Source organism: Halomonas lysinitropha (assembly GCF_902500215.1).
Classification (GTDB): Bacteria; Pseudomonadota; Gammaproteobacteria; order Pseudomonadales; family Halomonadaceae; genus Halomonas; species Halomonas lysinitropha.
This window is the reverse complement of the sequence record NZ_CABVOU010000033.1, coordinates 206,872-220,998: the sequence shown is the minus strand read 5'-3', so window position 1 is coordinate 220,998 and position 14,127 is coordinate 206,872. Positions and strand designations below refer to the sequence as shown.

The following is a 14,127-nucleotide window of genomic DNA, read 5'->3' as shown; positions in this document are numbered from 1 at the left end:
TTAACCGATATGGACGATACCCTGGGCATACTTGAGTCCCTTGGGTTGCCGAGTGGCGATGAAATAGCCCAGCGATATCGGCCCCGCACGCCCCAGGATCATGGTGACGATGATGGTTGCCTGTCCGGCCAGGGAGAGATCGGCCGTGATGCCCCGCGACAAGCCGACCGTGCCGAACGCCGAGACCGACTCGAACGCGAGGTCGAAGAAGACCTTGCCCGGCTCGGTGATCGTCAGCACGAAGAGGCAGGTAAAGATCAGCAGCATGCCGGACAGTGCGACAGCGACCGCCTTGAATACCGTCATGTCGGAGAGCGAGTGGCGGAATACCGTAGGCTGGGCACCGCCCCTGAGAAAGGAGCGAGCCACCAGGAGCATCACCACGAAGGTGGTGACCTTTATGCCACTGGCCGTGGAACCGGAACCGGCGCCGATGAACATCAACAACATGGTCATCAGTGCCGTTGGCTCATCCAGGGAGCCGGTATCAAGGGTGTTGAAACCGGCAGTGCGGGGCGTGACCGACTGGAACCAGGCCGCCTGCAGGCGGGCCGGGAGACTCTCCAGTCCGCCCAGTGTGGCCGGGTTGTGCCATTCGAGCAGCAGGAACATCAGCATGCCTACCAGGGCCAACCAGAAGGTTGCGTGCAGAACGAGCCTCGCGTGAAGGGAGAGGCTTCCGATACGGCGCCATTCGACCAACTCGGCCACGACGATGAATCCCAAGCCCCCGATAACGAAAAGGAGGCTGACGGTGACGTTGACGATGGGGTTGGCGACATCCGCCGTGAGACTCCCGGACCAGGTCGAGAATCCGGCGTTGTTGAACGCGGAAATGGCATGGAAGAAGCTCACCCATAGCCCCTCCTGAAGGCCGAAGCGAGGTACCCAGGCCACAGCCAGCAACAGCGTGCCCAGCGTTTCCATAATGAGCGCGAACGCGATCACCAGGCGGACCAGGTGTATCAGGTGCTGGTAAGAGGTGTAGTTGAGGCTTTCCTTGACAAGCTGTTTCTGTCGAAGCGGCAGTCGCATGCCCAGCAGCAGCAGGGTGAGTGCCGCGAATACCATGAAACCGATACCACCTATCTGGATCAGGCCGAGGACGACCAGTTGGCCGAAGAGGCTCAGTTCGGAGACCTGGATGACCACAAGCCCCGTCACCGTGATGGCCGAAGCGGCGGTGAACAGGGCTTGATGCCATGCCAGCGGCTCCTCGGATGCCGGGGGAAGCATCAGCAGCAGGGTGCCGAGCAGGCTGAAAAAGACAAAACCCAACAGCAGGAACTCGGGGGGAGAGAGACGAATGATGGGCCCGTGTGGGAGATGCCTCAGCGGGCGCCGCAGGCGTTGAGACAGTCTCATCCCGGCAATCTCCCCCTGGCCTGATATCTAGAGCTTCTTTCCGAGGTCGCGCATGGCGTCGAGTTCTCCAAGCAGGACCATGTGGTCGTCGACCTGCAGCGGCGTCTTGTCGCCGGGCCTCTCCATGAGCTCCGGTCCACGCTTCAGAGCGACGAGGGTGAGGGCAAGCGCATCCAGTTCCAGGCTTCCGACCGTATCGTACTCTTCGCACAGTTTTTCCGTGGCCTGCAGATCCACGACGAACTTCCGGTCGCCCAGATTGATGAAATCCACCATGGCATGGTAGTGCAGGCTCTCGGCGACGCGCATACCACTATCGTGCTCGGGGTAGACGATGTGGTCTGCCCCCAGGTGGTCGAGCAGCCGGTGGTGCATGTCGGAATAGGCCTTGACCCAGATGCTGACGGCGCCCTGCTCCCGGGCCAGCAGGGTGCACACCATGCTGGCTTCGAGATTCTCGTCGGTATCGATGATCACCGCATCATAGTCTTCCAGCGAAAGCTCGGCGAGGGAGTTGGCATCGGTGATATCCGCAATCACGCCATGGCTTAGCAGACTCGAAAAGGCATTCACCCGGGCCTCGTCGCTATCAACACCCAGCACCTCGTTCTTCCTGCGATGCAGCTCTTTCGCGACGGTGACGCCGAAATATCCCAACCCCAGGATGGCGAACTTCTGTGACATGGCAGGTTCCTCAGGCCATCAGGCCGGCAAGCCTCACAGGATGAAGGGTGATACGTCGCCGCGACCCTCGCGGAGGATCTTCGGTGGCAGGTCACGCAGATCGATCACGCTGGTGGCTTCCAGATGGCAGGCGCCGCCGTCGATTACCAGGTCGAGATGCGCACCGAAGCGCTCGCGGATCTCCTCGGCATCGGTCATCGGCAGCTCTTCCCCCACCGGGATCAGGGTGACGCTCATCAGCGGCTCACCCAGGTTGGCGAGTAGTGCCCGAGTGATGGCATGGTCCGGCACGCGTACACCGATGGAACGACGCTTGGGGTGAAGCAGCAGCCGCGGCACCTCGGTCGAGGCATCCAGGATGAAGGTATAGGCGCCCGGCGTATGGGCCTTGAGCAGGCGGAAGACGTCATTGTCCACCTTGGCGTAGGTGCCGATCTCGGAGAGATCGGAGCAGACCAGGGTGAAGTTGTGCTTGTCATCCAGCGAGCGCAGCCACTTGATCTTCTCGATGGCCTTCTTGTCGCCCAGGTGGCAGCCCAGGGCATAGCCGGAATCCGTCGGGTAGGCAACAACGCCGCCGTTGCGGATGATCTGGGTCGCCTGGTCGATGAGGCGCTTCTGGGGATTGTCCGGGTGGATCTGGAAGAACTGGCTCATGCGTGCTCCCTTTGGGTGGCAGGTAGAAGGTCTCTGTCACTATAGCGCGTCGCGATACTGCATCCCGGCCTCAGGCGGCGTCCGCGGCAGCGATACCGACCAGGCGCGGGTGGGTCCACACCGGTGGCGTGGCGGTTCGCGGCACCGGACTCATGCTGCCCGGCGCCAGGTGGCCGCCGGGAAAGTGGAAGTCACTGCCTACCGAGCCGAAGAGGCCACGCTCCTGCAACTGGCGCGCCAGGTCGCGGGTCAGGTCGGGATTCTGGAAACCGCTGACCAGCTCGGCGGCTTGCCCCCCGGCAGCGGCGAAGTCATCCAGCAGCAGACCGCGCTTGCGCCGGGTCAGGCCGTGGCGCAGCGGATGGGCCAGCACCGCGACGCCGCCGGCATCGAGGATCCAGGCCACTACTCTGGAGAGGAAGGGCCAGTGGGCCTTGATGTCGCCGGCCTTGCCGTTGCCCAGGTGCTTCTTGAAGGCGGTGCCGATATCGGGCACCAGCCCCGCCGCCACCAGCGCCCGGGCGAAGTCCGGCCGGCCCAGCGGGCGCGGTGATCCGGCCTGCTCGCGGGCCCGCGCCAGGGCATCGCTGAGCCCGACCTTCTCGAGCCGCTCGGCGATCTTCAGCGAGCGGCGCTCCCGGGCCTGTGCCTGGGCGGCGAGCCCGGCCACCAGGTCGCCCTGGGGGCCATCGGGCAGCAACCCCACCACGTGGATGTTGATGCCGCGCCACTGGGTGGAGAGCTCGGTGCCGGGAATCAGCCGGATCCCCTCGCGACTCGCGGCCGCCTGCGCCTCCGCGATGCCGTCCATGGTGTCATGGTCGGTGAGCGCCATGTGGGTCAGCCCACGGGCACGACACAGTGCCACCACCTCGGCCGGCGGCAGGGCACCGTCGGAGGCCGTGGAGTGCATGTGCAGGTCGATGGTGAGGGGCTCGCCCTCGAAGCGCACGGGGAGTGCTGACATGGGCATGACGCCGGCTGGTGACTTTGTCAGAATATACTTCCATGTTGCGTGCCCGACCGGTGACGGTCAATGCCGGGTGCCGGTCACCCGCGGCGCAATCCGCCCACCAGCGAGGAAGACCCGAGATGCTCTATGCCATCATCAGTGACGATGTGAACAACAGCCTCGAGCGGCGCCTGGCCGCTCGACCCGATCATCTGGCCCGCCTCGAGGCGCTGCGCGACGAGGGCCGCCTGGTGCTGGCCGGCCCCCATCCCGCCATCGACAGCAACGACCCTGGCGACGCCGGTTTCTCCGGCAGCCTGGTGGTTGCTGAATTCGAGGACCTGGAGAGCGCCCAGGCCTGGGCCGATGTCGACCCCTTCGTGATCGCCGGCGTCTACGCCAAGGTGACGGTAAAGCCCTTCAAGAAGGCTCTTCCCTAGTCCAACCGCTTATCAACAGAAGGTTTCCCACAGCTGCTGTGGAAAAGTCTGTTGACGCGACGCGGACGCCTTTCGGCAACCCGGGCTGCAGGGCGCCATGACGAAAGTGATCAAATTCTGACCAGCTCCCTTCCTCGATCCTGGCCCGGAGCCCTGCCGTGACCGCTGCCCCCGATGCCCTTCCCCCACTGTCCGGCCTGGAGAGCGCCCGCCTGGAATGGCACCGGGTGGATGGCGGCGATGAAGCGCCCCACTCCACGACTTTCGACGATGTCTACTTCTCTCGCCATGACGGCCGCGCCGAGACCGAGCATGTGTTTATCGACGCCAACCGGCTCCCCGAGCGATTTGCGAGGTGGCAGGCGTCGCGCCCTTTCGTGATCGGCGAAACCGGGTTCGGCACCGGGCTCAACATGCTCTGTGCCTGGGCCTGCTTCGATGCTCATGCCCCGATGGCCGCCCGGCTCCACCTGGTCTCCACCGAGAAGTTCCCGTTGCGCCGTGACGACCTGGCCCGGGCGCTGTCGGCCTGGCCGGACCTGGCCGACCGGGCCGCATGCCTGGTCGCCCAATGGCCCGAGGCGGTGGCTGGCGTGCACCGGCTGTGGCTCGACGAGCGCGTCACCCTGGACCTGCATCTCGGCGACACCATCGAGCGCCTGGCGCTGCTCGACGGGCGGGTGGACGCCTGGTTCCTCGATGGCTTCGCCCCCGCCAAGAACCCCGAGATGTGGCGTCCCGAGCTGTTCGAAACCCTGGCCGCCCGCTCACGACCCGGAGCGACTCTGGCGACCTTCACCTGCGCCGGGGTCGTCAAGCGTGGACTCGCCGCGGCCGGCTTCCGCTGGCGCAAGGTGCCGGGAATCGGGCGCAAGCGCGAGATGCTGGCCGGCGAGATCGCTGAGCCCGCCGCGGATCGACGCCGCGAGCGCACGCCCTGGTTCTCGCCCCAGGCCCCGCGCCGCGCCCGTCATGTCGCGGTGATCGGTGCCGGCCTCGCCGGCGCCAGCACCGCCGCCGCCTTGGCGCGACGCGGCGTAAGGGTCACCCTGATCGACCGTGAGGGTCCCGGCAGCGGCGGCTCCGGCAATGCCCAGGGGGCGCTCTACGTCAAGCTCGCCGCCGACACCAACCCCCAGAGCCGCGTCTACCTCGCCGGCCTGCTGCACAGCCGACGCTGGCTCGAGGCCATCGATCCCGCCCGGGAACTCTGGGCGCCCTGCGGCGTGCTGCAGTTGGCCATGCGCGAGAAGGAGCAGGCCCGCCAGGCACGCTTCCTGGCCCGTCATACTCTGCCGGAAACCGTGGTTCGGGGCGTGACGGCGGACGAGGCCTCCCGGCTGGCCGGCACGCCGATCGCCCACGGCGGGCTGGAGTACCCCCAGGCGGGCTGGGTGCGGCCGGCCGCCCTCTGCGCCCGGCTCGCCGCCACGCCGGGGGTGAGCTTTCGACAAGCGGAAGTGGTGAACATGACGCCGGAGGAGAACGGCTGGTCGTTGGCGCTGGCCGAGGGCGAGCGCCTGACAGCCGATCAGGTGGTTGTCGCCAATGCGACGCTGGCCAACCGCTTCGCGCAGACGGCGCGGCTGCCGCTGCAACCGGTGCGCGGCCAGGTCAGCCGGCTTGCCCTGCCCCGGGGCGCGCCCGAGCTCGAGCGTGTCGTCTGCGCGGGCGGCTATGTGTCGCCGGCGCTGGACGGCGTGCTCACCTACGGCGCCAGCTTCGTGCCCCGCGACACGGATACCGGGATTCGCGACGCCGACCACGCGGCCAACCTGGCAGAGCTTACGGCCACCCTGCCCGCCTTCGTGGCCGCCCTGCACGAGGCGGGAGCCCGGCTCGAGCCGGATCACCTGGAAGGACGAGCCGCGGTACGCGCCGCCAGTCCCGACAAGTCACCCTATGCTGGCCCGGTACCCGATGCCGACGCCTGGCAGCGCGATTATGCGACGCTGGCCAAGGACGCCACCCGGGTACCCGACACGCCCGGCCGCCACCATGTGGGGCTGTGGATCAGCGCCGCCCACGGTTCCCGTGGCCTGGCCAGCGCGCCGCTCTGTGCCGAGATGATCGCCTCCCTGATCTGCGACGAGCCGCTGCCGCTGGAGCAGCCGCTGGTGGACCACCTGCACCCCGGCCGGCGGCTGATCCGCGATCTGATACAAGGGAAATGAGCCTTGGCTTTTGTCGGCTGGATAAGCCGAAGGCGCATCCGGCGTGCGGCGTCTCAAGCGACGGGAGGTGATCCCCAACCGCCCGGTGCGCTGTCGCTTACCGAGCCTACGGCTACCCCTCTTCCTCGTCATCGGCCAGGTCGCGGCCGAAGGCGCGCCACTGGGCCAGGGTCATCACCTCGGTGGTCTCGGTCCTGAGATCATGGGCGATCAACAGCTCGCCGCGCTCGAGCTGAGTCTTGAGCTGGGCCACCCAGCCACGCATGCCATCAGTGGTATCGGTGGTGTCATAGCCCTGGCGGGTGACGAAGGCCTCCAGCAGGGCATCCAGGGTCTCGCCTGGCAGCATGCGGTAGGGCACCTCGATAAAACGATCGCCGTTCATGCGTCGGTCTCCCCCTTTTCCCAGGCGGCCAGCCGTTCGAGGAAGGTGGCCTCGTCGATGACCTCGACCCCCATCTGCTCGGCCTTCTCCCGCTTGCTGCCGGCGGCCTCCCCGGCCACCACACAGGCGGTCTTGCGGGAGACGCTGCCGGCGACCTTGGCCCCCAGGGCCTGGAGTCGCGCCTTGCCCTCGTCGCGGGTCATGCTCTCCAGGGTGCCGGTGAGCACCCAGCTCTGGCCGGCCAGCGGCTGAGGGCGCTCGCCGACCTCTTCCTCGGTCCAGCTCAGCCCACAGGCGATCAGGTCGTCGATGGTCTCGCGGTTGTGAGGCTGGCGAAAGAAGGTGTGCACGTGGGCGGCAACGATGGGCCCCACGTCCTCCACGGCCTCCAGCGCCTCGATGTCGGCCGCCATCAGCGCCTCCAGGCGCCCGAAGTGACGCGCCAGGTTGGCGGCCGTGGCCTCCCCTACCTCGCGAATCCCGAGGGCGAAGATGAAGCGCGCCAGGGTGGTCTGCTTGGCCTTTTCCAGCGCCGCCACCAGGTTCTCGGAGGACTTCCTGCCCATGCGCGGCAACTCGGCAAGGCGCTCGGCTTCCAGGCGAAACAGGTCCGCCGGGGTGCGGACCCAGTCACGCTCGACCAGCTGATCGATCAGTTTCTCGCCCAGACCATCGATGTCGAGCGCCCGCCGGGAAGCGAGATGCTTCAGGGCTTCCTTGCGCTGGGCCGGGCAGTAGAGCCCCCCGGAGCAGCGCGCCACCACCTCGCCCTCCAGGTGCTCGATATCCGAACCACAGGCCGGGCAGTGCTCGGGGAACTCGATCGTGCGTGCATCGGCCGGACGATACTCCTCCAGCACCCTGATCACCTGGGGAATGACGTCGCCGGCCCGGCGGATCGCCACGGTATCGCCAATCATCACGCCGAGCCGGGCGATTTCGTCGGCATTGTGCAGGGTGGCATTGGCGACGGTGGCCCCGGCCACCGAGACGGGCTCGAGACGCGCCACCGGGGTGATCGCCCCGGTGCGGCCGACCTGGAACTCCACGTCGTTGAGCCGGGTGGTCTCCTCCTGGGCGGGAAACTTGAAGGCGATGGCCCAGCGCGGAGCGCGAGCCACGAAGCCGAGCTCGCGCTGCAGGCGCAGGTTGTCGATCTTGATCACCACGCCATCGATGTCATAGCCGAGAGCGTCGCGCTTCTCGCCGAGCCGCCGGCAGTAGTCGATGACGCCTTCGGCCCCCTCGACCACCGCCAGCTCCTGACTGGTGCGAAAACCGTAGTCCCCGAGCCGGGCCATCAGCTGACTGTGACTGGCATCCCCCTGCTCCGGATCGATGCGCGCCACCTGGTAGGCACTGAACTCCAGCGGACGAGTTGCGGTGATCCTGGGGTCTAGCTGGCGCAAGCTGCCGGCGGCGGCGTTGCGGGGGTTGGCAAACACCTTGCCATCGGACTCGCGTGCCCGCTCATTCAAGGTCTCGAAGCCTTCATGGCTCATGATCACCTCGCCGCGCACCTCCAGCAAGTCGGGCGGGTCATCACCGCGCAGCTTCAGGGGGATGGAGCGCAGGGTACGCAGGTTGGAAGTGATGCCCTCGCCGGTGCGGCCGTCGCCCCGAGTGGCACCACTGACCAGCATGCCCTGCTCGAAGACCAGCGACACGGCGGCGCCATCGAGCTTGGGCTCGCAGCAGAAGGCCAGCGGCTCGCCATGTGTCTCCAGGCGGTCGGCGACACGCCTGACGAAGGCCTTGATCTCCTCCTCGCTGAAGGCGTTGTCCAGAGACAGCATGGGCACTGCATGCTCGACCTCGGGGAAGCCGGCATCCGGCGCGGCTCCTACCCGCTGGGTCGGGGAGTCAGGGGTCACCAGATCGGGATAGGCGTCCTCGAGTTCCTGAAGGCGACGAAGGCGGCGATCATAGTCGGCGTCGGTGAGTCGGGGCTCATCGAGGACGTAGTAGCGGTAGTTGGCATCATCGAGCTCGGCACGCAGGCGCGTCACCTCGTCGAGAATCTTCTGGTCGGGCTGGGTCATCGAATCGGTATTCTCGGTCCATGGCGGAAGCTCGAAGCCTGCATGATTGGCTGGCTTATCCAAGCAACAACCCCCGTGGGGTTAGCTCACGGGGGTTGTCGTCAAGCTTACAGCTTCAAGCTTTCGGCTTACCGCTTATGATCAATTCACCTGATAGCGGTTGAGGCGATTGCGTCGCTCGAACTCCTGCACCCGCTGGCGGGCGAACTCCACGGTCTGGGCGGTCATCACGCTCTGGTTCTCGTCCTTCAGCTCACCGCCGAGGTGACGAACGATGACCATGGCGGTCTCGACCATCGCTTCGAAGGCAGCAGAAGTATCGCTGGCGCCGGGCAGCGGCATCAGCAGGGTAATGCCCGGGGTCTGGAAGTCGTCCATGCCCTCGATGGGGAAGGTCCCCGGCTTGACCACGTTGACCATGGAGAACTGCAGGCGGCTTTCGGGGTCTTCGGTCTCGAAGCGATGGAAGATGCCCATGTCACGCCCGTAGCGCAGGCCGCAGGCCAGCATCAGGTCGAGCAGTGCCGTTCCCGAGAAGCCTTCCTCGTCACGGGCCAGCACGCTGATGACGATGATCTCGTCCGCCTGGCTCAGCGTATCCCGGGCATGCTCGGCATTGACGTCATGGCGCAGGGCCCTTTCCAGCACCGGATGGGTGCGCACCACGTCGTCTCGCGGAGGCATGTCGTCCATTGGCGCGTCGTCCACCGCGGCCTCGACGGGTGCCTCCCTTTCCTCTGCCACGCGTTTCTCTTTTGATGCCAGCGCCTCGGACTCGCGACGACGCTGTTCGGCCTCGCGATGAACGGCCTTCTCCTCTTCGGCCTGCTGGCGACGCGCCGCCTCCCGGGCGGCCTTCTCCGCACGTTCCTGATCGCGGCGTGACTTCTCGCTGCGCTTGTGCTCGCGCCGCTCGGTGAGAGACTTCTGCAGCGAGGCCCCGAAGCGCTGCATGGAGGAGCCGACCCGCTTCGAGCCACTCTTCAGGGAATCGCCCATGCCTTCGAGGTCTACCAGACGATAATGCGCCTCGTCGGCGTAGGTGTCGTGATCCTCGGGATCGGCCGCCAGTGGCTGGGTGCTCTGCGGCGCGTGGCCAGCATCCGTGACCGACTCATCCAGACCTTCCAGGCTGGATAGAGCGGGCTCGCGGCGATCGTCGGTATGAAATTGAGCGTCCTGCTCCGCCGCCGACTCTCGGTAGGCAGGAGCAGAAGCAGCATGCTGGGGCTCAGGGCGCTGGGGCTCGGGAGTGGCTTCCCGGTGCGCCTTGACCTCCGGCTCGGTGTTCACCGGCCGGGCGGTCTCCCGCGCGGCGGCAGGACGGGCGACACTCGGTTCGCGCTTATCACTGTCCTGGGTCGGCCGCCGACCGACAGCCGGCTCCGAGCCCTCGGCATGACGCCGAAACTCCGCCAGCACTCGCGAGGGGCCAGGATGCTCCTGACGCTGCAGCTTGGGTTTGGGTTGAACCCCTCGGTCTTCCGCCGGCCTGATGACCCGCGCCCCTCCATTGGGCAGCTCCCAATTGATTTCAGCCGCGCGAGCCGCCTCTTCAGGATCCTCGACGGGCCCCGGCGCGTCGTCCCCGGCCTGGTCAAGGCGAGGAACACGGCGCTGGCGCTGCAGGCGGCGTACGCCGTCGATAACGATCAACGTCACCAGCGCCAGTCCTAGTATGATCAGCCACTCTCTTAGTTCCATGGGTCGTCATGCCTTTTGCTAAGGCGCCATGCCTGATGGTTGTCCGTCAACAGCATAGCGCGATTGCCAAAAAAAGGGCCACTTTTTTTATTTGTCAAGTTCGGCATTTTACTGCCACAACTCGACCAGGCCCTTCGCAATCGCCCTTCAGGTTCCCCGTGCTTCCGTGCAATGCAGTATTCATTGTTACCCTTGTTAACCCGTTTTCCGTTCACGTTCAAGCCCGTCAGGCCTCGGCCAGGGCCGCGGCCTCCTCGACACCGACCGACACCAGGCGAGAGACACCAGGTTCCTGCATGGTCACCCCCATCAAGCGTTCCGATGCCTCCATGGCGATCTTGTTGTGGGTGATATAGATGAACTGGACGGTCTCGGACATTTCCTTCACCAGCTTCGCATAGCGCCCCACATTGGCATCATCCAGCGGAGCATCGACCTCGTCGAGCATGCAGAAGGGCGCCGGATTGAGCTGGAAGATGGCAAATACCATCGACAGGGCGGTGAGGGCCTTTTCTCCACCGGAAAGCAGGTGAATGGTGCTGTTCTTCTTGCCGGGAGGACGCGCCATGATCGCCACCCCGGTTTCCAGCAAATCCTCGCCGGTCAGGGCCAACCACGCGGTTCCACCGCCGAATATCCGCGGAAAAAGCGCCTTCAGACCGGCATTGACCCGCTCGAAGGTGTCGCGAAATCGCGCCCGGGTTTCCTGATCGATACGCCGGATGGCCCGGTCCAGAGTCTCCAGCGCCTCGGAGAGCTCGGCGTGCTGGGCCTCGAGGTAGTCGCGACGCTCGGCCTGCTGGTCGTACTCCTCGATGGCGGCCAGATTGATGGCCCCCAGCCGGCGGACCCGTTCGCCGACCTCCTCCAGGCGGGTCTGCCAGGCGGACTCGGTGGCATCGGGATCAAGAAACTCCGACAGGCTCGCGGCGTCATGGTTCAGCTCGGCGAGCTGCTCATCATGAGCCTCGGCCTTCAGGGACAGGGCCTGGACCTGCATGCGTGCCTCCTGGAGGCGCTCGCGGATGCCCTCCAGGCTGCGCTCGTGACCCTGACGGGCCTGCTCGTCCTCGCGCAGCCGCTCGACCAGTTCGGCGGCACGGTCGCGGGTCTCGTTGAGTACCCGCTCCTCGCGCTCGCGCCGGTCCAGCAGCTCATCGAGCCGTTCGCGACGCTCCTCGTCGGGTTCATGGAGCCCTTCACGTGCTTCCTCGAGTTCGGCACAGCGCAGTACCAGGCGCTCTCTCGCCTCACCGGCACGGCCCAGCTGTTCGGCCAGCCCGCTGCGTTCGGTCGCGGCACGCTCCTGCTCCAGGGCCAGGCGCTGGGCCTGCTCGGCCAGAGGACGCTGCCGCGCCCGCAGGGCAGCCAGGGTCTCGCGGGCCTCGCGACGCTCCCGCTCGAGACGCTCGCGGGTCTCCGCCCCCTCCTCGAGTCGAGCCATCGCCGCCTGCCACTGCTCCCGTGACTCCTCGAGGGCCAGAAGCGCCTCCTCGCGGGATTCGGCCAGCCCTGTGAGCTCTTCGGCAAGTTCGGCGGCACGCCCCTCCAAGTGCTCTAGGCGACTGGCCAGCCCGCTCTCCTGCACGGCCAACTGCTGGCGCTGCTGGTCGCGTTCGCGCTCCTCGAGACGTGCCTGTTCCAGATTCGCCTCGGCCTGTTCGACCCGCGCCGCGGCCTCCTCGAGATGACGCTCCCGGTCGGCGAGACGGGATTCCACGCTGGCCAACTCGTCGCGCACCTGCGCCTCGCGGCGACGGCTGACCAGCAGGGCATCCGGGCCGGTGCCGGTACCGCGGTGGCGCACCCAGCCGGCTCCCAGCCAAAGGCCATCGGGGGTGATCAAGCTCTCGCCGGAGCCCAGCTGGCCGCGGGCCGCCCAGGCCGCCTCGCGGTCCTCGACACAGCGGATGCTGGCCAGCCACCGGCCGGCCGCCCCGGCACCGCGCACCCGGGCCGCCAGGCTGTCGGACGGGCCAGGCGACTCATCGGCCGCGAGCAGGCCTAGCTCGGCCTCAGGCGGCGCGGCAAGCGCCTGATAGGCGTCGGTCGATGAGGCCAGCCGCGCGCGCAGCCAGGGCGCCAGCACCCAGGAGACCGCCTCCTCCCAGCCGGCCTCGACGTCGAGGCTCTCGCCGAGACGGGGGTGTTGCGCCAGGCCGTGCTCGGCCAGGTGGGCATCCAGCGCCTCGTCATGATCGGCCAGGGCCGCCTCGATCAATGCCTCCAACGAGGCCAGTTCGCCCTGCAGGGTGCTGCGACGCTGGCGGTCGGCTTCACGCCCCGCCTCGGCCTCTCGCACCTGCTCCCGGGCAATGTCGCGGCTGTTCTGTTGCTCGCCGCGGCGCGCCTCGATCTCGACAAGACGCTCCTCGAGCTCGGCATGACGCTCGGCCAGTTCACGGCGCTGTTCGCCCAGGCCAGCGATGTCGGGCAGCTCCTCGTACTGCTGGCGGCGACGACGCTCGTCGGTAGCCAGTTGCTCGAGCCGAGTCTCCAGATCCCGCAACCGGTCCTGGGCGCGCTCCGCCTCACGGCTCTGTTCCTGCCAGCGCTCGCCGAAGCTCTCCCAGGCGGCATCGGCTTCCTCGGCGCGAGGCTCGGCCTCCTCCAGGGTGGCCTCTAGCTCGGCAAGCTGTTCCGCTACTTCCTCCTGCTCCGGCCCCAGAGTCTCGAGACGCTCATCGAGGCGGGCAAGGCGTTCGTCATCGTCCTCGCCGAGGCGGGCGTGCTCGGCGAGCTCGCGCTGCGCGGCCTCGAGGTCGCGGGCCAGCTGCTGGTCCCGGGAACGGGTGTGCTCCAGGTCCTGTTCCAGGCGAGCGATGGCGGTGGTGGTCTCGAAGAAGCTCGCTTGACGGCCGTCGAGCTCGGAGGCCAGGCGGTCGTGCTCGGCACGCGCCTCCTCCAGGCGACTCTCTGCCTGGCGCAGGCCCAGCACCTCGCGCTCCACGGCGGTCTCCAGTTCGCGGACGCGGGTCTCCTCCTCGGTCTGGCTGGCGCGCAGGGCGCGACCGCGCAGCAGCGCCAGTTCGCCCTTGAGGCGATGCTCCTCCTGCTTGAGGGTCTGGTAGCGTCGCGCCGCTTCGGCCTGGCGCTTGAGTCGCTCGAGCTGCTTGTCGAGCTCCTCGCGGATGTCCTCCAGTCGCTCCAGGTTCTCCTGGGTGCGCCGCATGCGGTTCTCCGTCTCGCGGCGTCGCTCCTTGTACTTGGAGATGCCGGCGGCCTCCTCGAGAGTCGAGCGCAGCTCCTCGGGTCGCGCCTCGATCAGTCGCGAGATCATGCCCTGACCGATGATGGCATAGGAACGCGGACCCAGGCCGGTGCCCAGGAAGAGATCGGCGATGTCGCGGCGACGGCACTTCTGGCCGTTGAAGAAGTAGCTGGACTGGGCGTCCCGGGTCACCTGACGCTTGACGGCAATCTCGGCGTACTGGGCATAGGCGCCGCCCATGGCGCCGTCACGATTGTCGAAATGCAGCTCGATGGAAGCCAGTCCCACCGGCTTGCGGCCGGTGGAGCCGTTGAAGATGACATCGGTCATCGACTCGCCGCGCAGAGTCTTGGCCGACGACTCCCCCATCACCCAGCGCACCGCATCGATGATGTTGGACTTGCCGCAGCCGTTGGGTCCCACGATGGCGGTCATGTTGCCGTCGAAAGGCACGCTGACCGGATCAACGAAGGACTTGAACCCCACCAGGCGGATCGACGTGAGGCGCATCGG

10 protein-coding genes are annotated in these 14,127 nt (G+C 67.0%); 2 read left to right on the top strand and 8 right to left on the bottom strand.

Annotation, left to right across the window (positions count from 1 at the left end; translation table 11 throughout):
* From HALO32_RS10045 to HALO32_RS10030, 4 genes are all read right to left on the bottom strand, one after another.
* Nucleotides 1-1,365, bottom strand: coding sequence for a TrkH family potassium uptake protein (locus HALO32_RS10045; RefSeq protein ID WP_151443729.1), 1,365 nt, complete (start codon nt 1,363-1,365; stop codon nt 1-3).
* A gap of 27 nt (nt 1,366-1,392) precedes the next feature.
* Entirely contained in the window at nt 1,393-2,049 is a 657-nt protein-coding gene (locus HALO32_RS10040) for a potassium channel family protein (protein WP_151443728.1), read from the bottom strand.
* 33 nt (nt 2,050-2,082) lie between these two features.
* Entirely contained in the window at nt 2,083-2,706 is a 624-nt protein-coding gene (locus tag HALO32_RS10035) for an L-threonylcarbamoyladenylate synthase (protein ID WP_151443727.1), read from the bottom strand.
* 70 nt (nt 2,707-2,776) lie between these two features.
* Nucleotides 2,777-3,679, bottom strand: a complete 903-nt coding sequence (locus tag HALO32_RS10030) for a PHP domain-containing protein (protein WP_151443726.1) — start codon at nt 3,677-3,679, stop codon at nt 2,777-2,779.
* A 119-nt stretch (nt 3,680-3,798) separates the two neighbouring features.
* On the opposite strand from HALO32_RS10030, the gene HALO32_RS10025 reads away from it, so the two are divergent.
* Together HALO32_RS10025 and mnmC are read left to right on the top strand one after the other, a co-directional pair.
* Nucleotides 3,799-4,098 (top strand): YciI family protein, encoded by a 300-nt coding sequence (locus HALO32_RS10025; RefSeq protein WP_151443725.1) that lies wholly within the window; start codon nt 3,799-3,801, stop codon nt 4,096-4,098.
* Between the two features lie 158 nt (nt 4,099-4,256).
* Nucleotides 4,257-6,272: a bifunctional tRNA (5-methylaminomethyl-2-thiouridine)(34)-methyltransferase MnmD/FAD-dependent 5-carboxymethylaminomethyl-2-thiouridine(34) oxidoreductase MnmC gene (gene mnmC / locus HALO32_RS10020; protein WP_151443724.1), complete on the top strand. Its 2,016-nt coding sequence runs from the start codon at nt 4,257-4,259 to the stop codon at nt 6,270-6,272.
* A gap of 112 nt (nt 6,273-6,384) precedes the next feature.
* On the opposite strand, the gene HALO32_RS10015 is transcribed toward mnmC, so the two are convergent.
* From HALO32_RS10015 to smc, 4 genes are all read right to left on the bottom strand, one after another.
* Entirely contained in the window at nt 6,385-6,657 is a 273-nt protein-coding gene (locus HALO32_RS10015) for a YheU family protein (protein ID WP_151443723.1), read from the bottom strand.
* The gene (gene ligA, locus HALO32_RS10010) at nt 6,654-8,699 is read right to left on the bottom strand and encodes an NAD-dependent DNA ligase LigA (protein ID WP_151443722.1); all 2,046 of its coding nucleotides are present in this window, start codon (nt 8,697-8,699) and stop codon (nt 6,654-6,656) included. Before ligA ends, HALO32_RS10015 begins: the two co-directional genes overlap by 4 nt.
* Before the next feature lie 141 nt (nt 8,700-8,840).
* Nucleotides 8,841-10,403, bottom strand: coding sequence for a cell division protein ZipA (zipA, locus tag HALO32_RS10005; RefSeq protein WP_151443721.1), 1,563 nt, complete (start codon nt 10,401-10,403; stop codon nt 8,841-8,843).
* A 226-nt stretch (nt 10,404-10,629) separates the two neighbouring features.
* Nucleotides 10,630-14,124 (bottom strand): chromosome segregation protein SMC, encoded by a 3,495-nt coding sequence (smc, locus tag HALO32_RS10000; RefSeq protein WP_151443720.1) that lies wholly within the window; start codon nt 14,122-14,124, stop codon nt 10,630-10,632.
* Between the last annotated feature and the right edge of the window lie 3 nt (nt 14,125-14,127).

Bases quoted from the DNA above. Each gene is read 5' to 3' on its own strand.
- HALO32_RS10030 (WP_151443726.1), bottom strand. From the start codon at position 3,679: ATGCCCATGTCAGCACTCCCCGTGCGCTTCGAGGGCGAGCCCCTCACC.
- HALO32_RS10025 (WP_151443725.1), top strand. From the start codon at position 3,799: ATGCTCTATGCCATCATCAGTGACGATGTGAACAACAGCCTCGAGCGG.
- HALO32_RS10035 (WP_151443727.1), bottom strand. From the start codon at position 2,706: ATGAGCCAGTTCTTCCAGATCCACCCGGACAATCCCCAGAAGCGCCTC.
- ligA (WP_151443722.1), bottom strand. From the start codon at position 8,699: ATGACCCAGCCCGACCAGAAGATTCTCGACGAGGTGACGCGCCTGCGT.
- zipA (WP_151443721.1), bottom strand. From the start codon at position 10,403: ATGGAACTAAGAGAGTGGCTGATCATACTAGGACTGGCGCTGGTGACG.
- HALO32_RS10045 (WP_151443729.1), bottom strand. From the start codon at position 1,365: ATGAGACTGTCTCAACGCCTGCGGCGCCCGCTGAGGCATCTCCCACAC.
- HALO32_RS10040 (WP_151443728.1), bottom strand. From the start codon at position 2,049: ATGTCACAGAAGTTCGCCATCCTGGGGTTGGGATATTTCGGCGTCACC.
- smc (WP_151443720.1), bottom strand. From the start codon at position 14,124: ATGCGCCTCACGTCGATCCGCCTGGTGGGGTTCAAGTCCTTCGTTGAT.
- HALO32_RS10015 (WP_151443723.1), bottom strand. From the start codon at position 6,657: ATGAACGGCGATCGTTTTATCGAGGTGCCCTACCGCATGCTGCCAGGC.